20 protein-coding genes, 8 tRNA genes, 2 rRNA genes and 1 pseudogene (1 of these 31 running past the window's edge) are annotated in these 25,094 nt (G+C 36.1%); 25 read left to right on the forward strand and 6 right to left on the reverse strand.

Annotated features, from left to right (window positions below; translation table 11 throughout):
• The 10 genes from NSQ14_RS00915 to NSQ14_RS00960 all read left to right on the forward strand — a co-directional run.
• Window positions 1-297, forward strand: a 23S ribosomal RNA gene (locus tag NSQ14_RS00915); it begins 2,640 nt to the left of the window's first position.
• A 113-nt stretch (window positions 298-410) separates the two neighbouring features.
• A 5S ribosomal RNA gene (gene rrf / locus NSQ14_RS00920) occupies window positions 411-526 on the forward strand.
• A gap of 171 nt (window positions 527-697) precedes the next feature.
• Window positions 698-772 (forward strand) — tRNA-Asn (locus NSQ14_RS00925).
• Between the two features lies 1 nt (window position 773).
• Window positions 774-846: transfer RNA gene (locus NSQ14_RS00930), tRNA-Thr, on the forward strand.
• Between the two features lie 283 nt (window positions 847-1,129).
• Window positions 1,130-1,204: transfer RNA gene (locus NSQ14_RS00935), tRNA-Glu, on the forward strand.
• Window positions 1,205-1,207: 3 nt separating this feature from the next.
• Window positions 1,208-1,283: transfer RNA gene (locus tag NSQ14_RS00940), tRNA-Val, on the forward strand.
• A 152-nt stretch (window positions 1,284-1,435) separates the two neighbouring features.
• Window positions 1,436-1,508: transfer RNA gene (locus NSQ14_RS00945), tRNA-Thr, on the forward strand.
• A 22-nt stretch (window positions 1,509-1,530) separates the two neighbouring features.
• A tRNA-Tyr gene (locus tag NSQ14_RS00950) sits at window positions 1,531-1,615 on the forward strand.
• 11 nt (window positions 1,616-1,626) lie between these two features.
• Window positions 1,627-1,698 (forward strand) — tRNA-Gln (locus tag NSQ14_RS00955).
• Window positions 1,699-1,775: 77 nt separating this feature from the next.
• Window positions 1,776-1,847: transfer RNA gene (locus tag NSQ14_RS00960), tRNA-Gly, on the forward strand.
• 1,105 nt (window positions 1,848-2,952) lie between these two features.
• Here NSQ14_RS00960 and NSQ14_RS00965 read toward each other — a convergent pair.
• Complete coding sequence (locus NSQ14_RS00965; RefSeq protein ID WP_034767128.1) at window positions 2,953-3,144, reverse strand: hypothetical protein; 192 nt, start codon at window positions 3,142-3,144, stop codon at window positions 2,953-2,955.
• A gap of 517 nt (window positions 3,145-3,661) precedes the next feature.
• Between NSQ14_RS00965 and rocF the strand changes: the two genes are divergently transcribed.
• From rocF to NSQ14_RS01010, 9 genes and pseudogenes are all read left to right on the forward strand, one after another.
• Entirely contained in the window at window positions 3,662-4,561 is a 900-nt protein-coding gene (gene rocF / locus NSQ14_RS00970; protein WP_034767130.1) for an arginase, read from the forward strand.
• Window positions 4,562-5,321: 760 nt separating this feature from the next.
• Window positions 5,322-5,885 (forward strand): RNA polymerase sigma factor SigW, encoded by a 564-nt coding sequence (gene sigW / locus NSQ14_RS00975; protein WP_034767131.1) that lies wholly within the window; start codon window positions 5,322-5,324, stop codon window positions 5,883-5,885.
• Window positions 5,886-5,900: 15 nt separating this feature from the next.
• Window positions 5,901-6,536, forward strand: coding sequence for an anti-sigma factor family protein (locus NSQ14_RS00980; protein ID WP_082026016.1), 636 nt, complete (start codon window positions 5,901-5,903; stop codon window positions 6,534-6,536).
• Window positions 6,537-7,186: 650 nt separating this feature from the next.
• Window positions 7,187-8,020 carry a diadenylate cyclase CdaA gene (gene cdaA / locus NSQ14_RS00985; protein ID WP_034767134.1) on the forward strand — a complete coding sequence of 278 codons (834 nt, stop codon included), beginning with the start codon at window positions 7,187-7,189 and terminating at the stop codon, window positions 8,018-8,020.
• A 6-nt stretch (window positions 8,021-8,026) separates the two neighbouring features.
• Window positions 8,027-9,265, forward strand: coding sequence for a CdaR family protein (locus NSQ14_RS00990; protein WP_095142480.1), 1,239 nt, complete (start codon window positions 8,027-8,029; stop codon window positions 9,263-9,265).
• Between the two features lie 61 nt (window positions 9,266-9,326).
• A complete protein-coding gene (gene glmM / locus NSQ14_RS00995; protein ID WP_346216759.1) occupies window positions 9,327-10,676 on the forward strand; it encodes a phosphoglucosamine mutase in 1,350 nt (449 codons plus the stop codon).
• A gap of 656 nt (window positions 10,677-11,332) precedes the next feature.
• Complete coding sequence (glmS, locus tag NSQ14_RS01000) at window positions 11,333-13,135, forward strand: glutamine--fructose-6-phosphate transaminase (isomerizing) (protein WP_328186911.1); 1,803 nt, start codon at window positions 11,333-11,335, stop codon at window positions 13,133-13,135.
• A gap of 443 nt (window positions 13,136-13,578) precedes the next feature.
• Window positions 13,579-14,040, forward strand: a complete 462-nt coding sequence (locus NSQ14_RS01005) for an HAD hydrolase family protein (protein ID WP_346216760.1) — start codon at window positions 13,579-13,581, stop codon at window positions 14,038-14,040.
• A 412-nt stretch (window positions 14,041-14,452) separates the two neighbouring features.
• Window positions 14,453-14,884: pseudogene (locus NSQ14_RS01010) on the forward strand (PQQ-dependent sugar dehydrogenase); the annotation flags it as partial.
• A 185-nt stretch (window positions 14,885-15,069) separates the two neighbouring features.
• Here NSQ14_RS01010 and NSQ14_RS01015 read toward each other — a convergent pair.
• Both NSQ14_RS01015 and NSQ14_RS01020 read right to left on the reverse strand, forming a co-directional pair.
• Window positions 15,070-16,095 (reverse strand): sensor histidine kinase, encoded by a 1,026-nt coding sequence (locus NSQ14_RS01015; protein ID WP_346216761.1) that lies wholly within the window; start codon window positions 16,093-16,095, stop codon window positions 15,070-15,072.
• Window positions 16,092-16,763 carry a response regulator transcription factor gene (locus NSQ14_RS01020; RefSeq protein WP_346216762.1) on the reverse strand — a complete coding sequence of 224 codons (672 nt, stop codon included), beginning with the start codon at window positions 16,761-16,763 and terminating at the stop codon, window positions 16,092-16,094. The genes NSQ14_RS01015 and NSQ14_RS01020 overlap by 4 nt, the downstream gene beginning before the upstream one ends.
• A 211-nt stretch (window positions 16,764-16,974) precedes the next feature.
• On the opposite strand from NSQ14_RS01020, the gene NSQ14_RS01025 reads away from it, so the two are divergent.
• The 3 genes from NSQ14_RS01025 to NSQ14_RS01035 all read left to right on the forward strand — a co-directional run bounded on the left by NSQ14_RS01025 (window position 16,975) and on the right by NSQ14_RS01035 (window position 19,945).
• The gene (locus NSQ14_RS01025) at window positions 16,975-17,742 is read left to right on the forward strand and encodes an ABC transporter ATP-binding protein (RefSeq protein WP_034767147.1); all 768 of its coding nucleotides are present in this window, start codon (window positions 16,975-16,977) and stop codon (window positions 17,740-17,742) included.
• Window positions 17,729-19,654, forward strand: a complete 1,926-nt coding sequence (locus NSQ14_RS01030; RefSeq protein ID WP_346216763.1) for an ABC transporter permease — start codon at window positions 17,729-17,731, stop codon at window positions 19,652-19,654. Before NSQ14_RS01025 ends, NSQ14_RS01030 begins: the two co-directional genes overlap by 14 nt.
• Before the next feature lie 93 nt (window positions 19,655-19,747).
• Window positions 19,748-19,945 (forward strand): hypothetical protein, encoded by a 198-nt coding sequence (locus NSQ14_RS01035; RefSeq protein ID WP_343127229.1) that lies wholly within the window; start codon window positions 19,748-19,750, stop codon window positions 19,943-19,945.
• 50 nt (window positions 19,946-19,995) lie between these two features.
• Here NSQ14_RS01035 and NSQ14_RS01040 read toward each other — a convergent pair whose 3' ends face one another.
• Genes NSQ14_RS01040 through NSQ14_RS01050 form a run of 3 tightly spaced genes read right to left on the reverse strand, consistent with a single transcriptional unit; the run spans window position 19,996 to window position 22,455 of the window.
• Window positions 19,996-20,652, reverse strand: a complete 657-nt coding sequence (locus tag NSQ14_RS01040) for a TetR/AcrR family transcriptional regulator (RefSeq protein ID WP_346216764.1) — start codon at window positions 20,650-20,652, stop codon at window positions 19,996-19,998.
• 17 nt (window positions 20,653-20,669) lie between these two features.
• Entirely contained in the window at window positions 20,670-21,734 is a 1,065-nt protein-coding gene (locus NSQ14_RS01045) for an ABC transporter permease (RefSeq protein WP_346216765.1), read from the reverse strand.
• A gap of 1 nt (window position 21,735) precedes the next feature.
• The gene (locus NSQ14_RS01050; RefSeq protein ID WP_034767152.1) at window positions 21,736-22,455 is read right to left on the reverse strand and encodes an ABC transporter ATP-binding protein; all 720 of its coding nucleotides are present in this window, start codon (window positions 22,453-22,455) and stop codon (window positions 21,736-21,738) included.
• A 186-nt stretch (window positions 22,456-22,641) separates the two neighbouring features.
• Here NSQ14_RS01050 and NSQ14_RS01055 point away from each other — a divergent pair, with 186 nt between their 5' ends.
• The 3 genes from NSQ14_RS01055 (at window position 22,642) to NSQ14_RS01065 (ending at window position 24,730) form a co-directional block, all read left to right on the forward strand.
• Window positions 22,642-22,926 carry a hypothetical protein gene (locus tag NSQ14_RS01055; protein ID WP_141228000.1) on the forward strand — a complete coding sequence of 95 codons (285 nt, stop codon included), beginning with the start codon at window positions 22,642-22,644 and terminating at the stop codon, window positions 22,924-22,926.
• Window positions 22,927-23,764: 838 nt separating this feature from the next.
• Window positions 23,765-24,133, forward strand: coding sequence for a hypothetical protein (locus NSQ14_RS01060; protein WP_235369827.1), 369 nt, complete (start codon window positions 23,765-23,767; stop codon window positions 24,131-24,133).
• A 246-nt stretch (window positions 24,134-24,379) separates the two neighbouring features.
• Window positions 24,380-24,730 (forward strand): hypothetical protein, encoded by a 351-nt coding sequence (locus NSQ14_RS01065; RefSeq protein ID WP_231553255.1) that lies wholly within the window; start codon window positions 24,380-24,382, stop codon window positions 24,728-24,730.
• The last annotated feature ends 364 nt before the right edge of the window (window positions 24,731-25,094 follow it).

Below are 25,094 nucleotides of genomic sequence, written 5' to 3' on the forward strand. Positions count from 1 at the left end.
TTCGGTCCCTATCCGTCGTGGGCGCAGGAAATTTGAGAGGAGCTGTCCTTAGTACGAGAGGACCGGGATGGACGCACCGCTGGTGTACCAGTTGTCTTGCCAAAGGCATCGCTGGGTAGCTATGTGCGGAAGGGATAAGTGCTGAAAGCATCTAAGCATGAAGCCCCCCTCGAGATGAAATTTCCCATTCCTTTATGGAAGTAAGAACCCTTGAAGATGACAAGGTTGATAGGTCCGAGGTGGAAGCACGGTGACGTGTGGAGCTGACGGATACTAATCGTTCGAGGACTTAACCTATTAGAATTTATTTACTCGGGAAGTAGCCTTACGTTATCTAGTTTTGAGAGAATGAAGTATGTGTTGCAAACTCACATATTATTTAGTATAATAAAAAATGTCATTGATAATTGTCTGGTAATAATGGCGAGAAGGTCACACCCGTTCCCATCCCGAACACGGAAGTTAAGCTTCTCAGCGCCGATGGTAGTGAAGGCCTTGCCTTTGCGAGAGTAGGACGTTGCCAGGCATGTTTTATATTCTAATGTTATTACAAAGATTTCCTTTTGAAGGACCATAACTTTAGTCGTGTAGAATCTTTGGAACATTATTTATTAAATAAGTTGAAAATTGACTTAAAACATTTATTATTTACAAAAGGTAATTTTTAAAAGATAAACTAGTGGTAAAATTTTATTGTTCCGCAGTAGCTCAGTGGTAGAGCAATCGGCTGTTAACCGATCGGTCGTAGGTTCGAATCCTACCTGCGGAGCCATGCTTCCATAGCTCAGCAGGTAGAGCACTTCCATGGTAAGGAAGAGGTCATCGGTTCGAGCCCGATTGGAAGCTTTTTAATAGTGTAAATTAAATGCGGTTTCGGTATTTATTCGAAACCGCTTGTTTTTATAACTTGATATGGATATCTTTAACATGTTTCAAAAAAGTATATAAAAAACCCACCTTTTAAATGCTACCTTCGTCCTAATGCCTTCAAATTATTAGTCCAGTAAGACAGATTAACATTTAAGGAATAAGATAAATATCAGAAAATAAAAACTTACTATCTTCTCTTTACAATCATGCGCATTCTTTATATAATAATAAGCGTCAACTTGCGTGAGTAATTTATTGTGGCCCCTTGGTCAAGCGGTTAAGACACCGCCCTTTCACGGCGGTAACACGGGTTCGAATCCCGTAGGGGTCACCATTTGGAGGTTTAGCTCAGCTGGGAGAGCACTTGCCTTACAAGCAAGGGGTCGGCGGTTCGATCCCGTCAACCTCCACCACTTTTTCTTTTAAAAATAATATTGACCAATATTATTACTCTTTAACAAGTTTTTACCAAGTATGTTGGTTTGCTTTGATACACAAATTTTGCTAAAACGAGAAAAGGATTAGGTCAATAAAAGAAATCTTTATTAAAGACACAAAGTTATTTGCCGACTTAGCTCAACTGGTAGAGCAACTGAATCGTAATCAGTAGGTTGCGGGTTCAAGTCCTGCAGTCGGCATAGCTCCATAATTAACATAAATGGAGGGGTAGCGAAGTGGCTAAACGCGGCGGACTGTAAATCCGCTCCCTCAGGGTTCGGCGGTTCGAATCCGTCCCCCTCCACCATAAAAACATATTGGGCTATAGCCAAGCGGTAAGGCAACGGACTTTGACTCCGTGATTCGTTGGTTCGAATCCAGCTAGCCCAGTCATTTTATTCAAAAGATAAAAAATTTATGATGTTAAAGGGAGTAAATTTGTTTTTATCTTAATTTAAAAAATTTGTGCGGAAGTAGTTTAGTGGTAGAACATCACCTTCCCAAGGTGAGGGTCGCGGGTTCGAGTCCCGTCTTCCGCTTATATTGCGAAAAACATTAAAAAAGGCGAATCTTGAATATTCAAGGGTCGTTTTTTTGTGGAACAATTTTTTATCGTTCCACAGGCAACTAATAGGCAATTTCCTATTTTTCGGTTCGACATAACCACTATAAAAACTAAATAAGAAACGAATCCGTGGAAAAAATAGATTCAGACATGTGCCAAACTATCCTTAAGAAAAGCCTAAGCGATCAAAATTAATTAACAACCACATCAAACTGTCCTTAAGAAGTGATCTCGCTTGCCGGACAAAATACGGTCAGAGTGGCGCTAAACTGTTACACTTTCAATTATTATATGTCCATAAGTAAATATGAATTTACTGAAGTTCTGTGGGATAAACCCAATAATCTCTTTTGTTCAAGTTGATATTTTTGTGCTTTTTCAGTGACCTTACTACGGATTTTTCAAACGAGAAAGCCCATCGTCTTTAGACATGGGATGATAGTGAGTCTTGCAATTTCAGTTGTGATGTAATTTGGTTAATGAACAGGTTTTGAAACGAGCCTTAGACGAACGTTAAAGTGGCACAACAGTGCGAGCTTTGTTCGTGAAAGTCTTATCGAAATAAACCAGTGTCTCTATGTTGTAATTATTCATTAGAAATAATGAATAATTAGAGTATAGAAGAAGTTTGCGTAGATAAGAACCTGCCGATTTTAGTCGTACAGAGTTTCAGAAACACTAATCATGAAGAGGTAATACTGCTAAAGTATTATTCGTTAGTCAAGTATCGATGCCTGGTTATGAAGAAATCTGATAATGAGAACAATTTCCTGTATTCTCTAAGGTAAAGACCCTATAAACCCAATTACATTCTAAGGATATTTGTAATTTTCCGTAATTAAGAGTTTTTGGAATGACCGTTCCTTGTTGACAAGAACAAAAACCGTTACAAACATGGTGTCCCTTCAGTTGTTTTATGACAAGATCTTGATAGACCTATCCACCGGTAAAGATGCTTCGTTTCATGCCGGGTACAAAAATTGCAAGTCAAAAAGAAGGGATTTCTATAATGTAGTTTGCAGAGATATTCTAAGGACGATTCCCCTGGCAAAATTGACTGTAAAAAAAGTGATTTCCTCTTAGCTAAATGTGTCCTCGCTTTTTAAAAATTTTTCACGCTCTTCAATTAATTTTTTAAATTCCTCAATATCTTCAAGGGTGGCTTTATTCTTGATGAAACTGCGCGCTCGGGATCGTGCACTAATATAGTTAGCATAATCCTTATTTTTTTCTTGCCACTTCTTATTTGCCTCGGTTTGTTTTTTGGGCATGAAGTTTATCCCTCTCTTTCAGCCATTTTTTAACGATTGGTAAAGATACCTGTTTAAACACCGGATTAGTTACAACCATACAGCCTTAAAGCTGCGAAACATCAGAAAAAGGCACCCAGGGATAAGGAAGCATACCAAATCCGCATGACTTAATTATAAATATAACTACTTGCGAAAAAAATACAACTAAGAAAGTGATTTTTGCTAAATGAAGGGCTAAGAAATAATTTGCCCAAAATAATTTTATCACACAATTTATTTACTTTTTAGCAGCAAAAGAGCTAAAAAGTACGCAGTTTTATCGCCCTAAATATGGGCCAAAAACGCTGTAATTACAATGTTCCAGACGGTTTTCAGTGTCAAACTTGAGAAAGGAATCTACGAAAGCATTCCTTTCCTTTTCTTATAATAATTTTTCCTTGATTGCTATAATAAAAGTGTTTATTTATACCATTTTTTGCTAGGTTGAGTCATCGCTTGAAGGCATTTACAATATGTTTTAGGGGGGTAGAAAAAGATGAGAGGAAAAATTTCAATTGTGGGAGCACCGATGGATTTAGGGCAATTACGCAGGGGTGTCGATATGGGTCCGAGTGCAATCCGTTATGCGGGGGTCGTTGAAAGGCTGGAATCCCTGGGTTACCAAGTGAATGATTTAGGAGATATTGAGATTGGTAGAGATCGATTGACAACAGATCCTTTAACAGGGTTGCGAAACTTAGAAGCGGTTGTCCAAGCGAGTACAAAAATTGCAGATAAAGTCGACAAAATCATGAAAGAAGGTTCCTTTCCACTCGTACTTGGCGGAGACCATAGTATTGCGATTGGAACACTTGCCGGCATTTCAAAATATTTTAAAAGACTCGGGGTTATCTGGTTTGATGCTCATGGAGATTTAAATACACCGGAAACTTCACCATCGGGAAATATTCATGGCATGTCCCTAGCGGTCAGTCTTGGATTAGGTGAAACGACGCTTACGCAAATTGGTGGCTATTGTCCAAAAATTCAACCTGAGAATATCGTCATTATTGGTGCCAGATCATTAGATGAAGGTGAAAAAAGATTAATTAAAGAAAAAGGAATCAAAGTATATACCATGCATGAAATTGATCGTCTGGGCATTCCAAAAGTTATAGAAGAAACGATTGCATATTTTAAAGATCGTACAGATGGTGTTCATCTTTCATTAGATTTAGACGGGTTAGATCCACTTTATGCACCGGGTGTCGGCACTCCGGTAGAAGGCGGCTTGAATTACCGGGAAAGTCATTTGGCTATGGAAATGTTTTTTGAATCGGAAATGATTACGTCAGCGGAATTCGTTGAAGTGAATCCTATATTAGATGAGAAGAATAAAACGGGGATACTTGCCGTCGGATTAATGGCCTCGCTTTTTGGTGAAAGTCTATTATGAATCAGCAAAATAACCGTAAATTTTATATAATTAGTGATTAAGGGTTCTCATTTTAAAAATTAGATGGGGACCCATTTATTTTACATGTACGCCCGTATAAATTTTGAGGTAAGGATCCAAATTCCACATAACAGGTAACGGCCGGCGTGATTTTCCCGACTTTGACAGTAAAAAAGATAAAAACTCCTTGAAAACAGCGTTAGGTCAACATTTTCAAGGAGTTAAATATTTTTTTGAATGTAGATATGCATAAAACTATTTACAATAAGGCTTTTTTAGATTATTATAAAATTAGTTCTTAAAATTTACTATACTAAATTTTTATAAAAAAATCAATGCATATCTACTTGCATATATACATAACAAAAACTATAATACAGGCTGAAAACATTGTTAAATCCACGTTTTCAGCCTTTTGTTTTTTTGTAACTGTCAAAGTCGGGAGGTAAGGATCCAAATTCCACATAACAGGTAACGGCCGGCGTGATTTTTGTGACGACGGAAAGTACAAATTTCCGGAAATGATACAAATCTCATGTAACAGGTAACCACCGCGATTTTTTTACACCATAAGTAAAAATTTCCAATAATAATACATATCCCATGTAGCAGGCAACTCCAAGTGTTTTCCTAATTGTATATAAAGAAAATTTCTAGTTTTCCCCTCAATAAAAAAATAATTCATAGTATAATAAGATTAATGAAACTTTTCTTTTGCTGTTTCGTAAAATAAATAGCCGCATAGAGCGGAGGGTTATGAATGGATGAGTTTGTGAAATCACGGATAAAACAAGTGCGAAAAGGGGACCAAAATGCGTTTGGGGAGATCGTTGAATTATACAAAGATAAAGTATTTCAACTTTGCTTCCGAATGTTGGGGAATTCTCACGAGGCTGAAGATATTTCACAAGAGGCTTTTATACGTGCATATATAAATATTGAACGATATAATATTGACAGAAAATTTTCCACGTGGTTATATCGTATTGCAACCAATTTATGTATCGACCGGATCAGGAAAAAGAAACCTGATTATTATTTAGATGCTGAAGTGGCAGGAACAGAAGGGTTGACCTTATATTCACAAATACCCGCCAGCCAACTTGCACCCGATGAAGAGGTTTCAAAAATTGAATTGCAAGAAATCATTCAAAATGAAATTCTAAAATTGCCGGAAAAATATCGGGCAGTCATTGTTTTAAAATATATCGAAGAACTCCCCCTATTGGAAATTAGTAAGATTTTGGATCTTCCCATTGGAACTGTCAAAACGAGAATACATAGAGGGAGAGAAGCTCTTCGCAAACAACTCCGGCATATTTGAGTGAGGTGAAAACCTTTGAATCGATGTCCTGAAATAATAACTGAATATATGCATGAATATTTAGATGGGGAAATTTTACCGGAACATAAAAACATATTAACCGTACATTTAAAATCTTGTGCCGACTGCCGCCAACATTTTCAGGAACTTGAAAAATCCATTGCTTTAGTAAAAAGTATCTCACATGTTCAAGCACCGGCAGATTTTACGCAAAAAGTGCTGATGAATTTACCGAAAGAAAAGAAAAAAGTAAGTGTGAAACGATGGTTCTCAAGACATCCGGTATTAACGGCTGCAAGTATCTATTCCATATTTATGGCTGCAAGTTTATTGTCTCATTGGTCAGGGGATGACTTTTCTGTTACAAAAAACCCTGATTTAGTCATTGAGAATAACACAGCTATCGTGCCTGAAGGAGAGACGGTTACAGGAGATATTGTTGTAAAAAATGGCGATATCCGTATTGACGGAAAAGTTGACGGTAGTGTAACAGTCATTAACGGGGAAATCGTTAATGGAGAATCATATATGGCCTCGGCCGGTCAGGTTACAGGCGATATTGTGGAGATTAATGAGGCATTTGAGTGGTTATGGTATCAAATGAAACATATATTTGAAAGTACCATGAACATGTTAACGGGTAAGGAATAATAAATCCGTTGATAAAGGTCCTTTCTTACACGGATGATCTTACCAAGTGGAAATCTTATGGTTGTGATCAAGCGTGTTCAAAGACCTTTTTTTATGTAAAGAAAGAACAAAAGCAATTTTAGTCAAATTGGAACTTTTTGGATATAAAATAAACGCACACGGAAAGCTTCGAAATCTTTCCGTGTGCTTTTCTTTTTGCAAGTATTAGTTGGTTTTCATACATTTGGAGATGGTCTTCTGCAAAAAATGGTGAAAAAAATTTCTGTTGTTATGAGTTATGGTATAATAAAAAAATATGATATACAGTAAAATACTTAGTAACCCCCATACTTGTATATCGTTAACTGAATGTCTATTAAAGGATAAAAAAGCTAATCAAATTAGAATGATATATCACTTTTACAACGTTTCAGTTCCAGGGTAAGTGAATAAAGGGGAAATTGTTGCCTGTACGCTCAACAAACAAAATCTTTGTCAATCATGTTCACGTTTAGAATATAGGATATAATAGGGGTATGTGGACTGATTTGTTTGTTGAAAAAGGCATCTTGTTGGTTGTCAATTTTGCCTATGGAATGTATGTGGACAAATTTACTTGTTAAAAGGATGGATTGAAACGTTTTTGCATAGATAATTGGAGGAAGGTTTTTATGCCATTTGCTGATTTTTTTGCCGATTTTACGATTGTTGATTATATAGCGAGTGTTGTTGATATTCTAGTTGTATGGTACCTAATTTATAAAATATTTATGGTTGTCAGGGGAACGAAGGCTGTTCAATTAATCAACGGAATATTTATTATCCTTATTTTACGTGGTTTGAGTAATATAATTGGATTAAGAACTTTGGAATGGTTAATGGAACAGGTGATTGAATGGGGCTTTCTGGCAATCATTATTATTTTCCAACCTGAATTACGGCGTGCCCTAGAACAACTGGGTCGTGGCCGAATTTTTACAAGGCAAAGACAAAAAGAGGAAGAAAAGCAAGAACAAATTGTAAATGCCATCGTAAAAGCTTGCGAGTATATGGCGAAGAGGCGGATTGGTGCCTTAATATCAATTGCCCAAGAGACCGGAATGAATGATTATATTGAAACTGGCATACCGATGAATGCAAAAGTTACATCGGAACTTCTAATCAATACATTTATTCCCAACACGCCCTTACATGATGGGGCAGTGATCATTCAAGACGATGAGATTAAAGCGGCAGCCTGTTATTTGCCTTTATCAGAAAGTCCGTTTATTTCAAAGGAACTTGGTACAAGGCACAGAGCAGCTGTTGGAATTAGTGAAGTTACCGATAGTATTACCGTCGTTGTCTCAGAGGAAACAGGAGGGATTTCATTAACGAAAAATGGAGAACTTCACAGAGAAATTAAACTAGAACAGCTCCGGAGCATGTTAACCGAAAAGTTAGTAAAACCTTTGGAACCCCAAACCACAAGTAATCTTTGGAGCAAGTGGGTGAAAAAGAGGTGATAAAAGATGGATAAATTTTTAAATAAATTAATGGAAAGCAAATGGTTTGTCCGGGGTCTTGCCTTAGTACTGGCTTTACTCTTATATATAACAGCTTATATAGACCAAATGGGTCCTGCATCAGGTGCCGCCAGGGATAATACAACCACGGAAACGATAGAGGATGTACCTGTTGTTTTATATTATGATGAAGAAAATTTTGTCGTCACCGGTGCTCCACAAACTGTTGACGTCATTGTTGAGGGCAATAGCAGTTTAGTTAAATCGGCTAAAAATTTGAGGGATTTTACAGTTTATCTTGATTTGACCAAGGCAGAAATAGGTACACAGAGGGTGAAATTCCAAGTTCGTGATATTTCGGATAAATTAACTGTCTCTATAAAACCTGAAGCAGTGAATGTAAATGTTCAAGAAAAAGTAACAAAGGAATTCACTGTTGATATACAGTTTAATAAAGCTCTTCTGGAAGATGGCTACCAAGCAGAGGAACCGGTTATAAAACCAAAAAAAGTTAAAATTACAGGCGGAAAAGATGTCATTGATCAAATCAATTATGTAAAAGCAATTGTTGAGCGAAATGAGGTTATTGATAGAACGTTTACTCAAAAAGCGAGTGTATCCGTTCTTGACCAAAACTTAAATAAACTAAACGTACAGGTAGAACCGGCCGAAGTGGAAGTCACAATTCCGGTTAAAAGCCCACAAAAAACGGTACCTGTTGTTATTAAACAACAAGGAACACCGAAAGAGGGGGTAAGCATTAAAAATATTGAACCGGCTGTACGAGAAGTTGTTCTATATGGAAGACAAAGTGCATTAGATAAAATTTCAAGTATCGAAATTCCGGTAAATGTGGCTAATATTTCGGGTGATCAGGAACTAACAATTCCAATCACTTTAGGAAATGGGATAACCGCTGTGACACCTGAAGCAATTAATGTAAAAGTGACGACTGAAACGAAAGAAACAAGGACGATTAAAAATGTCCCGGTAAACTATACCGGATTAAGTAATCAATATGCACTTGATTTCCTTGATCCGGATAACGGACAAGTCGATATTGATGTAATCGGGACACCGGAAGTTTTACAAAATATAAATGTTGCCAGTTTTAATCTGACCGTTAATGCGGAAGGGTTAACTGAAGGAGAACATGAGCTGAAAATTCAGGCAGAGGGTCCTGATTCGATAGATTGGAAACTTAAACGAACAACAGTAAAAGTAAAAATTACAGCTGAAGGATAATAGAAGAGCCGGAAAGTTGAGTTATCACCGGTTAATGATTGGAAAAAAGGAGAGAGTTTTTATGGGTAAGTATTTTGGTACTGATGGAGTTAGAGGAGTTGCAAATAGTGAGCTGACACCGGAATTGGCATTTAAATTAGGACGCTATGGCGGATATGTTTTAACGAAAGATGCGGAACGTCCAAAAGTCTTGATTGGACGGGACACTCGCATATCCGGTCACATGCTGGAAGGTGCGCTCGTGGCCGGGCTGCTTTCAATCGGTGTTGAAGTAATGCGATTAGGTGTTATTACAACTCCGGGTGTTGCTTACTTAACGAAGGCCTTGAGTGCACATGCCGGCGTAATGATCTCAGCCTCCCACAATCCGGTTGAAGACAATGGAATCAAGTTCTTTGGTCCTGACGGGTTTAAACTAACAGATGATCAAGAAGCAGAAATTGAACAATATCTTGATATGAATGAAGACAATTTACCAAGACCAGTAGGAAAGGATCTTGGTGTCGTGAATGATTACTTTGAAGGCGGGCAAAAGTACATACAATATTTAAAACAGACCGTCGATGAAGATTTTTCCGGAATTCATATTGCACTCGATTGCGCCAATGGATCGACTTCATCTTTAGCAAACTATTTATTTGCCGATTTAGACGCCGATTTATCAACAATGGGTGCATCACCGGATGGTTTAAATATCAATGATAGAGTTGGGTCAACCCACCCTGACGCCCTTAAAAAATTTGTTGTTGAAAAAGGAGCGGATGTCGGTTTGGCATTTGACGGAGACGGGGACCGGTTGATTGCGGTTGATGAAAAAGGCGAAATTGTTGATGGCGACCAAATTATGTACATTTGTGCCAAGTATATGAAAAATGAAGGCAGACTGAAACAACAAACTGTCGTCTCAACTGTCATGAGTAACCTTGGTTTCTATAAGGCATTAGAAGCACTTGAGATTGAGAGTGTTCGGACAGATGTAGGAGATCGCTATGTTGTAGAGGAAATGAAAAAGAATGGCTATAATCTTGGAGGCGAGCAATCCGGGCATATTATTTTCCTTGACTATAATACAACAGGTGACGGAATGTTAACAGGACTGCAATTGATAAATATTTTAAAACAAACGAACAAGCCGTTATCGGAGCTTGCAAAAGAAATGAAAAAATACCCGCAGAAACTCGTCAATATCCGGGTGACCGATAAACATCACGTAACCGAAAATGAAAAGGTAAAGGCCGTAATTGAAGAGGTAGAAAAAGAAATGGCAGGAAACGGACGAGTTCTTGTCCGACCATCCGGTACAGAACCACTCGTGCGTGTCATGGTAGAAGCACCGGGCGAACAGGAATGTGAAGCTTATGTGAATAGAATTACCGCTGTTGTAAAAGAAGAAATGGGAATACGTGAATAACACGGTTGTAAAAAAATCTAAGCGATTGTAAAAAAGCAGAACGCGATTTACTTTTAACATATGCATAAAGGAACGGTTCAATTCCTTTATGCATATATTTTATTATCCGCTCTTTTTGGCATTTAAAAAAAAGTAACTTCAGTCCTTACCGGATTTCAACGATCCTATGAACGCCAAGGTAAAGCATGTGAATAATTTCCCTATTGACTAAAAAGAGTGGATTGAATTATGATGAATATGTCCTGTTAATTTTTTGGAGGAAAGGAGGATCGTATAAGTCAGTTTAATAAAGCGCCAGAACTAGTAAAGGTCCCATTTCACTCAAGGACTGGAGAGTTTATCAGTCAGAATGTTTCTGTGCTTGTATATTCCTTTGTCAAACAGGGTATGCACGTATCTTGATGAAGAAAGATTCATGAATGATAAACTAATGGGAACCGTAATACTAGTTGACGAGGAGAAGGTTTATCGAGTTTTTCGGCGGATACCTTCCGACTTTGCGCATAGTCGAGATTTCTCTCTAAAACAAAGAGGTGACTTTTTGGACAAAGGAGAGAAAAATGCGCCATTACAAATGGAGATAAGGGGGCAAGATGTCCCTATAAAATCCATATATAGTTGACCTCTTGCCCCCGGACATTAGGAGGCTGGAAACTATGTGTGGAATAGTTGGTTATATCGGTAATAAGGACGCTAAGGAAATTTTATTAAAAGGACTAGAAAAACTTGAATATAGAGGATACGATTCTGCCGGGATTGCCGTTTTAAATGAAGAAGGAGTCCATCTTTTTAAAGAAAAAGGACGGATTGCTGATTTACGATTTATTGTTAATGAACAAGTAAAGGCAAACGTTGGAATCGGTCATACTCGTTGGGCAACTCACGGGAAACCAAGCAAAGTAAATGCTCACCCGCATCAAAGTGCAACGGGACGGTTTACAATCGTGCACAACGGAGTAATTGAAAACTACGAACAATTAAAAGCGGAATATTTGTCGGATATCTCACTAAAAAGTGACACCGATACGGAAGTCGTTGTTCAATTAGTTGAGAAATTTGTCAATGATGGATATGCTGTTCAAGAAGCTTTCCAAAAGACGTTGAAAATATTAAAAGGATCTTATGCTCTAGCTTTACTTGACGAAGAAAATAAAGATGTTATTTATGTTGCAAAAAATAAAAGCCCGCTACTTGTCGGTCTAGGTAACGGCTTCAATGTGGTCGCATCGGATGCCTTGGCAATGTTACAAGTTACAAAAGAATTTCTGGAACTAATGGATCAAGAAATGGTTATTGTCACGCGTGAAAATGTGGAAATTTTTGACTTAGATGGCAGAAAAGTAGAACGAAAACCGTTTATTGCTGAATTAGATGCCAGTGATATTGAAAAGGGTACGTATCCCCACTATATGTTAAAAGAAATTGATGAACAGCCATTTGTTATTCGGACAATTATTCAAAAGTATTCCAATGATAATGGTGAATTGGTTATTGATCAAAATATTCTTGGAGCCATTAATCAAGCAGACCGGCTCTATATTATTGCGGCTGGAACGAGTTATCATGCCGGTATGGTCGGGAAAAATATAATTGAACGGTTGGCAAAAATTCCGACTGAAGTACATGTGGCCAGTGAATTTGGTTACAACATGCCATTGTTATCGGAAAAACCATTGTTTATTTTTATCTCACAGAGCGGAGAAACAGCAGACAGCCGTGCCGTTCTTGTTCAAATTAAGAAAATGGGTTATCAAGCATTGACCATTACGAATGTTCCCGGGTCTACGTTATCTCGTGAGGCAGATTATACATTGTTGCTTCACGCCGGTCCGGAAATCGCTGTTGCATCGACAAAAGCTTATACGGCACAAGTGGCGGTGTTGTCCATCTTGGCTGAGGTTGTTGCAAGAAGCAAAGGTCTGGCCATTGATGTGGATCTCGTCCATGAACTTGGCATTGTTGCGAGTGCCATGGAGGAACTTTGTGATACGAGAGATGCATTTGAACAAATCGCAAGTGACTATTTGTCTTTTGCTCGTAGCAGCTTCTTTATCGGTCGTACGTTAGACTATGCCGTTTGCTTAGAAGGTGCCTTGAAGTTGAAGGAAATTTCCTATATTCAGGCTGAAGGTTTTGCCGGTGGAGAATTGAAACACGGTCCTATTGCCTTGATTGAAGAAGGCACACCGGTCTTTGTCTTATCAACTCAAGAGAACGTTAATTTGCCAATTCGCGGTAATGTAAAAGAAGTTGCGGCCCGTGGTGCTAATGCGTGTATCATTTCTATGAAAGGACTGGAAATGGACGGTGACCGTTTCGTCTTACCGCAAGTGCATGAATTATTAACACCTCTTATCTCTGTTGTACCAATGCAATTTATCGCATATTACGCCGCCCTTCACCGCGGCTGCGACGTTGACAAACCACGCAACCTCGCAAAATCAGTGACGGTGGAATAATCAGTTGGCCCTCTTGGACATAACAAGGGGGCTCTGTTGTTTCCATATCTTCCTGCTACTTTCTCGTATCTTCCTGTTATTTTCTTCTTCCCTCTGTAATAAAGTCGGTACCCATGTAATAAAGTTGGTATCGGAAGCGGAAGAAGCAAGAGAAGAAACGGGCGGGAAGTGGATATGTATCAAGAGGCAATCGGGATTATTTCCCAACAAGAAATCAATAAAATTTCGGGCTGGATCCAATAAGGGTTCAGCTCTTTTTCTTTTATCCAATACCCCTTCAATTCCTTGTCTACTAAAGGTTTTAAGCATTCTTTCTCTATTCTTTTCTTTCTATTCCATTGTTTTCCTCTTTTAGGTTGGGAAATTATTTTCCATAATGGAATCCGTTCAGAATTGATCTTAAATTACAATATTAAATGCAACGCTTTCTGAAAAACCAATGGGTGGTTAGTGACAGGCAAAATGAATGGGTTCTACAAGAACAAAAAATTACAAATATCTCTCATATTCAGCGTCAACTCCCCTCATTTATTGAAGAAAACCATGATATCCATAAATGTTTGTGTATGGGAGAACCACAATTAATTAATCAGCTTGAATCAACATTAAAGGATAAATTCCCTAATTTAACTATCTATAAGTCAAAGGATACCTATTTAGAAATCATGTCAGGTAACGCTTCGAAGTCTAATGCTATTAAAAAGCTAGAGAACCTATATCAAATTACAAATCAGGAAATCATGGCCATTGGAGATAATTTTAATGATATGGATAGGTTAAAATATGCAGGTTCAGGTGTTGCGATGGGGAATGTACCAGAGGAGGTAAAAAAAATCGCTGATGAGGTCACTTTGAGTAATAATGAGGATGGTCTAAAACATATTTTACAAAAGTATTTTGAGTAAAAGTAAGGCATAAAAATAAAATTAATTATCAAATGATGGAGGTTTTCTTTCCTCCGCTATTTTATAGAATTCGATGAAAAAAATTTTGGATCAAGTTGACGCGGCATATGAACGAGTTTTAGCTTCCAATGTATAGTATCGATTCGTAATTGACTTTAGTACAATGTTAATAGTTGGGAAAGCGGTGATTGCCATTGAAAAAAATTGTTACTGTATATATTACGCTTATATTTTTATTAATCGGTTGTTCTTCAAATAATCAACAAACTACAGTGCATAATAGAAATGAGCAAAACAAACCAAAAAGTCAGTAAGAAAATGATGAATTAGAAGTGATTGCGGAAAATCTCGACGTTCCTTGGTCAATTGAAAGAATGAATGATACCTTCTATCTGACTGAAAGATCTGGATCCGTAATCCTCAAGGAATTACTTGGTTGCCTGATGGAACACTATTTGCTAGTGAGCACGGAAACAGCGCCAATGATGAAATAAATAGAATTGAAGCCGGTCAAAATTACGGTTGGCCAATTATTGAAGGGTATGAAGAACAAGATGGAATGGTTTCACCGCTATTCACCTCTGGGGATGAGTCAACTTGGGCACCGTCTGGAATGGGTTATCATAACGGTAAATTGTATGTTTCCGCATTAAGAGGAACTGCCGTTTTAGAATTTGACCTTGAAACAGGTGAATATCGTGAAGTTATTACAGATCTGGGCAGAATTCGACATGTGCTTATTGAAGGTGGTAACCTTTTCTTCATTAGTAATAATTCAGATGGGCGAGGAAATCCACAAAAAAATGACGATAAGTTATACCGCATCTCACTTTCAAAAAATTAGTTTATCGGTGGAGATTTGAGTAAAGTAAACAGAACCGAGGCAAAGCAACCTTTTAGGTACCAACTTAATATGCCTACAGGCGTAAAAGAGGATCCTTGGGTTTGGATAAAAACAGTTTAATACATATATCATGGTAATAAAGCAGAGAATTCTTGTCTCTGCTTTATAAAAAGATAATTTTTGGCTTATAAATTATAGTAATTTCTCATTTTAGGGAAGTGCATAATAACCTTTGTGAATTTATGTTCCTCAGATTCGATCGTAATATCATGCCCTAATTTTTTTGCCAATTGTTTAGCCAGATATAGTCCGATTCCGGTAGATTTGGCATAGCTTCTTCCAATCGAGCCGGTAAATCCTCTTTCAAAGACTCGATTAATATCTTCTGGTTTGATACCAATGCCATTATCTTCAATGATTAGCCTTTTTTCTTTACTATCTTCATCAAATTGAATGGCGATTTTACCATTCTCATCTGTGTATTTTAAGGAATTTGCTATGATTTGATCGATGACAAACCCGAGCCACTTATTATCACTTTGAACAAATTGCTCTTTCGTTTCCATATAAAAGTGAATGCCTTTAGATATAAATAATTTTGCATATTTTTTCACGCTATTTTTAATGATTTGATTTACATGTACTTCCGTGATGAAGTAATCCTTTGAAAACGAATCAATACGGGAATAATAAAGTGCTTGCTCAATATAGTTATCAATCTTATTAAGTTCGTCCTCGAATTTATCGGCAAGTAATTCAGTTGACATATCATCACTATTTTCAATTAATAACCGGCTTGCAGCAATGGGTATCTTAACTTCATGAATCCAAGATATAATGAATTCTTGATGCTCACGTTTTTCATCATACAATGTCTGAAGCTCATTGGTATAGTTTTGATAAATTTTTTTAAAAAGGTCAAGAAATTGCTTTTGTTGATAAGTTTGGGCTTTGGGTAGCATTGCTAATATTTCTTCATGTTGACTTTCAATAATTTCAGTTAATTGTTGAAAAAACTTTTTCCGATAAAAATAGCTAATAGTTGTATAGAGGAGTGCAAAAAAGAAACAACTAATATTTATGTACAAAATATTGCTCCCTATCTCTTGATGATTGCCACCTAAAAACATAATTAAAGAAACAAATGTCATGATGATTAAATAAAATACCCAGAAATAACGTTTATCTTTTATATATTCAAAAAAGCTCATTGGATTATGTATCCCTCACCTTTTTTGGTTGTAATAAAATTCTTTTTTCCAAGTTCATCGATTTTTTTCCTGAGACGAGCGATATTTACGGTTAACGTATTATCATCTACAAAGTTTTCATCTTTCCAAAGGCTTCGCATGATTTTTTTTCGGTTAACGACGGATCCTTTATTTTGCAGGAGTAGCTTAAGAATAAGAAATTCTGTCTTTGTCAACTCCACGCTTTTATCTCCATAAAGTAGTTTCCAATCTTTCAAGTTCAATATGATTCCCTCATGTTCAAGTACGTTTGGTTCTGTATCCGTATACGAATAGGACCTACGCAATAGAGCATTGATTTTAGCCAATAGAACATCCGTATCAAAAGGTTTTTGGATAAAGTCGTCACCGCCCATGTTCATGGCCATCACCATATCCATTGCTGTATTACGGGAAGAAATAAAAATTATCGGTACTTGTGAAACTTCTCTAATTTTATTGCACCAGTGAAATCCATTGAAAAATGGTAAGTTTATGTCTAATAACAGAAGGTGAGGTTTTTCGTTTAAAAATGCTTCCAATACATGATCAAACTCCTCTAGTTTTATAACTTCAAAGTTCCATTTTTCTAGCATTTCACCTAACAAATCCCGAATCGTATGATCGTCTTCTACAATCATAATTTTCATAGGCCAAACTCCTGTTTCATTAATGTATTTAGTATTTGATTGATATCAAGAAACATGCATCTGTTCACTCAACTTTATCTTATCATATAAAATCTTTCGCATTAGTGACAAAAATGTAAGGTTTACCGTTTGACTTGTAAGGTTACATAAAGCGAGTTCCGTTTACAATAGAACATGTGATAGAAAGAATTCTTTTTGGGGGAAAAATTAAATGAAAACAATAGTCGATGCAAAACGAATCAAAAAAGTATATGGGGCAAGAGGAAATGTTTTTACAGCACTTGATGATATCGATTTAACGGTTCAAGAAGGGGAATTTGTAGGAATTATGGGGCCTTCAGGTGCCGGAAAATCAACATTGCTGAATATTTTAGCAACGATTGATGAGCCGACATCGGGTGAGGTTACCATTGATGGAACAAGCATCACCAAGATGAGTGAAGAACAATTATCTGCCTTTCGTCGGGATAAACTTGGCTTTATTTTTCAAGATTATAATTTGTTAGATACGCTAACGGTAAAAGAAAATATTGTACTTCCATTAGCTTTAGCAAAAATAAATGTGAATGATTTAGAAAGAAGAGTTCGTGAAGTAGCGGATAAGTTTGGAATCAGTTCTATTTTAGAAAAATATCCGTATCAAATCTCTGGTGGTCAAAAACAGCGCACAGCTGCTTGTCGTGCAATCGTAGCAAAACCAAGTTTAATCCTGGCAGATGAACCGACCGGAGCGCTAGATTCCAAGTCCGCGACAGATTTGTTAGAAAGTCTAAAGGATTTGAGTGAACAAGATAAAGCAACGATCCTTATGGTTACCCACGATCCGTTTGCTGCAAGTTACTGCCAGCGAGTCCTTTTTATTAAAGACGGTAAACTATTCACGGAACTAGTAAAAGGAAAGGAACACCGCAAAGACTATTTCAACAAATTGTTGGATGTATTGTCGGCACTTGGGGGTGGAGCAAATGACGTTATTTAGTTTAGCAAAGAAAAATATTAAGGGAAATATTAGTAATTATCTCGTCTACTTTGTATCGTTAGTGTTCAGTATGGTTATCTACTATACCTTTGTATCGTTACAGTATAGTAAAGAAATTCAAGAAAGTATTGAGTTGTCGGATACGATGAGTTTCATGTTTTTGGTATCATCCTTCATGTTAATTTTGTTCGTAGCGATTTTTATTTTTTATTCGAATTCATTTTTTACGAGAAAAAGGAAAAAGGAAATCGGGTTGTACTCAATGCTCGGGCTACGTAAAAAAACAATTGCAAAAATGTTGTTTTATGAGAACTTAATCATGGGATTAATTGCATTATTTATTGGACTTATTTTTGGGACATTGTTATCAAAATTGTTTGCCATGATATTAATCATGCTAATGGGTTCAACCGTTGAAGTTGATTTTGGCATATCAGTTCTAGCCATTATCCAAACAGTCATTGTATTTTTAATTATCATTTTAATGACATCCATTCAAGGTTATCGTTTGATTTATCGTTATAAATTAATTGAGTTATTTCAGGCGGAGAAACAAGGAGAAAAAGAAATAAAAGCGTCATTTCTATCAGCCATCACTGGAGTTGTTTTGTTAGCAGTTAGTTATTGGCTTATTTTAAGACCATTTCCCGATGAACTAGACGGAGCATATTTGCTGAAAAACTATGGTCCTGCCCTAATAGCTTTAGTTATTGGTACTCTGCTTTTTTTCCAATCTGTCATCGTCTATTTACTGAAGTTTTCTAAAAAAAATAAGCCGTTTTATTATAGAGGAACGAAGCTAATAGAAGTATCTCAAATTTTGTTTCGGGTTCGGGGGAATGCTCGTACTTTTACGGTTATTGCGTTATTGAGTGCAGCAACGATTAGTTTTTTTGGTGCAACATACAGCGGCTATTATAGCAATGAAAAAAATGCGGAAGAAATGGTTCCGTTTAGCTACAGTCATTTATCAAAAGAGGAGGACTTCGATCATCAAGTAAAGAAAGTGATTGAAGCTGATAAAAGCCATCCAATCATTGCACAACTTGATATTCCGGTTATTGAGGACAATGGTAAGCTTTCATTTTCACTGGATTACGAAATAAACCCGATAAAATTAATCTCAGAAAGCACCTTTAATGAAGCATCAAAGGGTTTGAACAGGAATGAAACGGTGTCACTATCAGGAAACCAAGTAGCAGTAATCAAGCCGAGGTTAACAGAATATACGGAAGCGGATTTTAAAGGAGAAAAATTAATTTTAAAATTACCTCAAGAAAATCGAAAACTAACAATCAAAACGATGCTTGAAGGAAGTGTTTTGCCCTTTGATTATCCTGATTTCTTTGTCGTTGTAAGTGATGAAACATTTGATGAACTTGCCAAAAAGAATGCACCATTAGTATATAAAGTATATGAAGTGGAAGATGAGGCCATGGCAAAGGAAACATCTAAAGAAGTAAATAAGCTTATTGAGGGAGATTTCCAGTCTCATTCATCATTTTATATGGAATATAAGGAAGGAAAAGAAGGAAATGCATTAACTCTATTTATATTCGGATTTTTAGGATTGGTATTTTTAGCTGCAACGGGGAGTATTATTTACTTCAAACAATTAACGGAGGCAAACGAGGCAAAGAAGAATTATGAAATTTTAAGAAAAATCGGTGTTAGTAAAAAGGATATTCGTAAATCCATCAAGAAACAGACGCTATTTGTATTTGGCTTGCCTTTAATAGTAGGACTCATTCATAGTAGTGCTCTGTTGAGTTTTATTAGTAATTTTATATCCAGTTTAATAGGAGCGAGTATTATAATCCCGATTCTTACGGCTATGTTAGCTTTTGTTGTTATATATACCGGATATTATATCTTGACGGCGAACACGTATGACAAAATTGTGAATAAGTAGAATCAAGGCATGACTCATTAACCAACATGTAAATTTTTTATAAAAACGGATAAAAACCAGTACAAGTAATAAGCTAGTACTGAGGTGAATGCCATGGGTGGTAAGAAAAATGAAATGAAGTTTTTATATGGATTACTTATCCTTTCCATTGGATTCTTGCCCGTCCTTATGAAACGTCCGCCTAAAAAGGACTGGCTGTTTGCATATATGTTTAACGCAATTACGAATATTATTTTAGACAAATGGGTTACATCGAGCTTACTTTTCTTCGTATTAATTTTAAGTCGTTAGTTACAAGGGCGGTGGTATCACTGTTCAGGAAATTTAAGACTTAGGGAAGATCAGGGATTAGGGGCACTCCCAATCCCATTTATAATAAATCGAACAATATGATCAATTTCTTCATCGTTTAGATATTGACGATTTAGTAAGGCAAAACGTGAAATGAAGAAACCAAATACAGTTGTAGCTAACACATTTATAATCTGGGAAATGGGAAGATCAATGACTTCACCTCGCTTTTGGAAAACGTCGATAACCTTTGCTAAACGTGGTGAAGCCTGTTCGAATATATAAGGAAGTAGTTCATTTTTCAACTCTTCTTTATAAATCATTTCCTTGATGAAGACTTGGAATATTTCCTGGTTATCTAAAAGAAAATGCGTACGATTTTTCAAAAACTTTCTTAAAAACTCTTCAAAGGATATATTATCAGTCATCAGTTCTTCAAATAATTCATCTGCCATTGAGGGGAAAAGCTCTTTTAAGAACGGAACCATGATCGATAATAATAAGTTTTCTTTTGTTCCATAATGTTTAAAAATTGTTCCTTCCGCTACTCCCGCAAGTTTAGCAATTTCTGCTGTCGCTGTATTCGAATATCCTTTTTCTGCAAACAGCGAAATGGCTACTTCCATAATTTTCTTTTGCTTGGCTGTTTGGTTATCGGATTTCTGGATAATTTCCGCCATTTTATTCAATAAATTACTATTTCCCATTTCAGTCACCATCCTTTTTACAGTTTACGATACTTCTTGAGGGCAAACAAATTACATACAATAAATACTGCGGCAAAAGCCAATAAAATGTATAAATTCTGGCTTATGTCGGATAGGGATAATCCTTTATACATGACACCTTTTAAAGCATCAGCAGCATAGTACAACGGCATAAATTTAGCAAAGACCTGCAACCAGTCGACCATTCCTTCAATGGAAAAAATACCCGAAAAGAAAATTTGTGGAACGATGACTAATGGAATAAACTGAACCATTTGAAACTCGGAATTTGCAAAGGAAGACAATAAAATTCCGAGCGACAATGCAACAAGAGCTACAATAACATTGATTAAGATAACATTCCAAATGGAACCAACTAAAACGATATCTAGCACATAAATCGCAAATAGGACAATCACAATCGTTTGTAAAAAGGCTAATAGACCGTAGCCGATTAAATAGGCTGCAACAATCTCGCCTCTTTTAATCGGTGTTGCCATTAAACGCTCCAAAGTTCCGGTTGTTCTTTCATTTAATAAGCCGATGCCGGAAATTAAAAAAACAAAAAAGAAAACGAAAAACCCAACTAACATAGGACTAAACGTATCGAATAGTTCAGTGTCACTGCTTCCATATACATATTTTGTTTGAATGATCGCATCTTGAAGTTGCTTCCTCTGGATATTATTTGTGTCCAAGAGTTGTAATTGAGCTCGTTTGTTAAATATTTGCCGTACTTTCATTTCTAAATTTTTGGCTACCGTTGGGTTATCGTTAAGTAATGTTAATGTTGCTTTTTCCCCTTTTACTTCTAATAATCCGTCTAAATCATATTTCAACATGACCTCATCCGTGTTGGAAACCCCTTCATAATTTTTGACAACGATGTCTGCCTCTTTTAAAGATTGAATGATTTGCTTGTTCCCATTTTCGATTCCTAAAACAGGATTCACTGTTTTCCCGTTAAAGACGAGGTCCATCAGTGTTAGTATTAATAAAGGGGCGATAAATAGCAGGGCTAAAGTCCGTTTATCTCGTAAAATTTGCAACAAGATTCTTTTAATAAGCGCTATCGTTCTCATTTTACATCCTCCCCGCTGCCAAAAATACGTCATTTAAGTTATCGGCCGCATATTGTTTTTTCAATTGTTCGGGTGTTCCGGTCGCAATGAGTGAGCCTTCGCGAATCATGGAAATATAATCGCATTTTTCTGCCTCATCCATGACATGGGTCGTAACAATAATCGTTTTTCCGTCCTCATTTTTTAATCGGAGTAGTTCATTCCAAATACTTTCTCTTAATTCGGGATCAATGCCGACTGTTGGTTCATCTAAAATGAGTACTTTCGGATTTTGAATTAGAGCAATGGCGAGTGATAATCGGCGTTTCATCCCCCCGGAATAGGCTGATACCTTTTTATTTAGGTCTGATGTTAAGTTGACTAATTCCGCAGCATATTCAATTCTACGTAACCGTTCCCCTTTGTTTAATTTATAAAGGGAAGCGAAGAACGTTAAATTTTCCTTACCGGTCAGTTGGTTGTACAAGGCATCGGATTGAGCCATATACCCAATTTCTTGTAAAATGGGCAAATTCGGCATTTTTTCACCTAACAAATAAATTGCCCCTTGATCAGGCACTTCCATTCCGACAATCATTTTAACGAGTGTCGTTTTTCCTGCCCCGGATGGCCCGATGAAACCATAAATATTTCCTTCCTGTATGTCAAAATGAATGTCTTTTAAGATAGTTTTTTTACCAAAGCTTTTACTAACATTTTGAATGGATATGGATGGATTCATTAATTATGTTCCTCCTTTTAAAAAGTGAGTACTCAATCACTATAAATCAAAGTATATGAATGTTTTTATAAAAAGTCAACAAAAAAGTGAGTGAGTACTCAAAATTTCCCTGCACTGTCATTTTTTTGGAAAGAAGGATACTCACTAGGAGTAGGGTTAACTGAATCGATGGTGGAAGCTGGTTATTTGGAAAAAGAGGAAAAGGAGTTTAAAGTGACTCCCAAAGGTGAACAATTTTTCGCAGACTTCGGTATAGATATAGCTGTGATAAGAAAAAAGCGTCGATCCTTTTCTCGTGCTTGTCTGGATTGGAGCGAACGACAACATCATCTTGCAGGTGCTTTAGGTGAGCAACTTGCCAGTCGTCTTTTTGAATTAGAATGGATTGTTCGCTTACCAAAGACACGTGCAGTCAAAATTACTGAAAAAGGAAGGGCAGGGTTAAGGGACTATTTTCATCTCTCTGTTTAAAAAGTTCGACACGGTATTGTAGTACTATATTCAATATGCTTACTCAAGAAGTGCCTGTTTGTAAAAATGAGGGTCTTTAATTTTATATTTGGGAGTTTTTCTATATAATTTTTAAAAGACCTATAAGATGACGTCCTTATTTAAAGAAACTCTTAATGTGGCACCTTACTGGGCTGAAACACAGAACATAGAAAGTGAACGGAGGGATGACTTATGACGATTTACCGTTTTGACATCGATTTGCTTTATTTCATCTTCCTTTTTAGAAACCCTATATTTTTTCCTACCAAGAAATTTAAAATAGTTATTTGCATCAGCAAGTGACAATATTTCTAAAGCTTGAACAGGAAAAGATCTAAGCGATTCACAATCAACAATTTTCTCAGCAATCAACCATTCAAAGAAGTTTTTAAACATTTCGGACATAATTAAATAAGGTGAGGGATGGGCGAACATCCAATTTGTCATCTACATATTTTTCAACAAAAAATGGCATTTCCTTTAATAAATTCCTTCATAATATTCATGTTGCTTAGAGATAGCCAAAAATCACCTCACTATATAGAAACTATTGTTCGTATAATACGTATTTTACGAATAATATAATAGACTTAAATAATACTAATTTGGTATAATTAAAAGAGACTAGAAATAATTTCTAGTCTCTACGTTTTACTAGCTCAGCCCTGCCTTTAACGGTAGCGGGGAAAAGCTAATTCCCGTTCACTGTATTAGCAGCTCTGCCTAAACGGTAGCGGAGAAACTAATACATCTTATCTATTATAATACATAAATTTCATTGACTAGTCAATGATTAAAATTTTTGGGGTATGAGGATATGAACTATCTAATTTATTTTGATGAATCTAATAAAATTGATCAGTTTAACAAAAAATTTTCTTATTATGGGGCTTACGGAGGTACAGATTCCTCTTTAGCTTCTATAGTAAAAAAGGTTTATGCAATTAATAAGGAAAATAATTCAAAAAGTGAATTGCATTTTCGTGAGTACACCAAGGATAGACACATAAAAAAGTATTTTAAAACTTTACACACTGTTATAAATGAGAATGTAAGAATAAATATTTTGATTGTTAATAATGAAGTTGCTCTTAGGTCAGCGGAAAAGATTGAATTAAATACTGAAGAATTAAGGGAATTATTCTATATAAAAATTCCTGAACGCTTATTTTATGGCTTAACGTGAGATTTTTCACATATAGAAAGTGATGAGGAATTAGTAAATGTTAAAATAAAAATTGATAGAAACTACGAATATGACAAAATCAAATTAAACAATAAACTTATTGAACAAATGAACGCTCATTCCGCATACAGAAATAAAAATTACCGCGTTAGAAAAGTTATCTCACACGACTCCGAAAAATCGATACCTTTGCAAATTATTGATACCTTTATAGGAATAGTCGTGTTTCTATTAGAGAAAAGTTACTTGGTTGATAGTGATGTTTCGAAAATAAAAAGTGATTTGATTTATAGATTTTTAATAGAGGGTGATAATCTAATACGTTTTCAAAATCAAATTAGATTATTTGAATGGACTGGTAACGAGGAATTAACTCAAATTAATATAGCTGAACACCTTTCCCCTTTCGTCATTCATAAAACATCCTTTGATACTCATGAAATGGCAAGAGTTCAAGATATTCTATATAAGAATCCCAATATAACAACTAAAGGATTAAGAGAAGAATTAGGTTATCCCAATACAATGCTACGTCTATTATTGGGATATAAGGACGAATTATATGGTTCAGGGAGAAATAGCTTTTTAATAAAATAAACCTAGGGGTTTAAAAAAGATAATTCAAGGCGCTTTATTCTATTAAACTAAAAACATCTGGAGAGAAAAATATGTCTTAAGGCGCCATAGCAGCTGTTACTAAAGCTGAGCCACAAATAGCGGCTACATGACTAGTAATATCGGATAAACAATCAAATAAGAAGCTATTTGTCATATTAACCACCACCTGATTTCTTTTAGCCTTAAAAAGTAACTGCAATACTATAAATAGGAAAAAAAAAGCTGCTAATGGTCCCAGGCTAAATGGCCACTTAAAACATATTACAAATATTATAGCATTTTTACTGTGAACAAACTAAATTTTCATATTTTAGATACATTAAACCATCAAAGCAAAGAATTA

The organism is Caldifermentibacillus hisashii, assembly GCF_039654145.1.
In the GTDB taxonomy this organism is placed as follows: Bacteria; Bacillota; Bacilli; order Bacillales; family Caldibacillaceae; genus Caldifermentibacillus; species Caldifermentibacillus hisashii.

Excerpts from the sequence above, each read along its gene's own strand:
- NSQ14_RS00965 (WP_034767128.1), bottom strand. The coding sequence starts at position 3,144 with ATGCCCAAAAAACAAACCGAGGCAAATAAGAAGTGGCAAGAAAAAAAT.
- rocF (WP_034767130.1), top strand. The coding sequence starts at position 3,662 with ATGAGAGGAAAAATTTCAATTGTGGGAGCACCGATGGATTTAGGGCAA.
- sigW (WP_034767131.1), top strand. The coding sequence starts at position 5,322 with ATGGATGAGTTTGTGAAATCACGGATAAAACAAGTGCGAAAAGGGGAC.
- cdaA (WP_034767134.1), top strand. The coding sequence starts at position 7,187 with ATGCCATTTGCTGATTTTTTTGCCGATTTTACGATTGTTGATTATATA.
- NSQ14_RS00990 (WP_095142480.1), top strand. The coding sequence starts at position 8,027 with ATGGATAAATTTTTAAATAAATTAATGGAAAGCAAATGGTTTGTCCGG.
- glmM (WP_346216759.1), top strand. The coding sequence starts at position 9,327 with ATGGGTAAGTATTTTGGTACTGATGGAGTTAGAGGAGTTGCAAATAGT.
- glmS (WP_328186911.1), top strand. The coding sequence starts at position 11,333 with ATGTGTGGAATAGTTGGTTATATCGGTAATAAGGACGCTAAGGAAATT.
- NSQ14_RS01015 (WP_346216761.1), bottom strand. The coding sequence starts at position 16,095 with ATGAGCTTTTTTGAATATATAAAAGATAAACGTTATTTCTGGGTATTT.
- NSQ14_RS01020 (WP_346216762.1), bottom strand. The coding sequence starts at position 16,763 with ATGAAAATTATGATTGTAGAAGACGATCATACGATTCGGGATTTGTTA.
- NSQ14_RS01025 (WP_034767147.1), top strand. The coding sequence starts at position 16,975 with ATGAAAACAATAGTCGATGCAAAACGAATCAAAAAAGTATATGGGGCA.
- NSQ14_RS01030 (WP_346216763.1), top strand. The coding sequence starts at position 17,729 with ATGACGTTATTTAGTTTAGCAAAGAAAAATATTAAGGGAAATATTAGT.
- NSQ14_RS01035 (WP_343127229.1), top strand. The coding sequence starts at position 19,748 with ATGGGTGGTAAGAAAAATGAAATGAAGTTTTTATATGGATTACTTATC.
- NSQ14_RS01040 (WP_346216764.1), bottom strand. The coding sequence starts at position 20,652 with ATGGGAAATAGTAATTTATTGAATAAAATGGCGGAAATTATCCAGAAA.
- NSQ14_RS01045 (WP_346216765.1), bottom strand. The coding sequence starts at position 21,734 with ATGAGAACGATAGCGCTTATTAAAAGAATCTTGTTGCAAATTTTACGA.
- NSQ14_RS01050 (WP_034767152.1), bottom strand. The coding sequence starts at position 22,455 with ATGAATCCATCCATATCCATTCAAAATGTTAGTAAAAGCTTTGGTAAA.
- NSQ14_RS01060 (WP_235369827.1), top strand. The coding sequence starts at position 23,765 with ATGAACTATCTAATTTATTTTGATGAATCTAATAAAATTGATCAGTTT.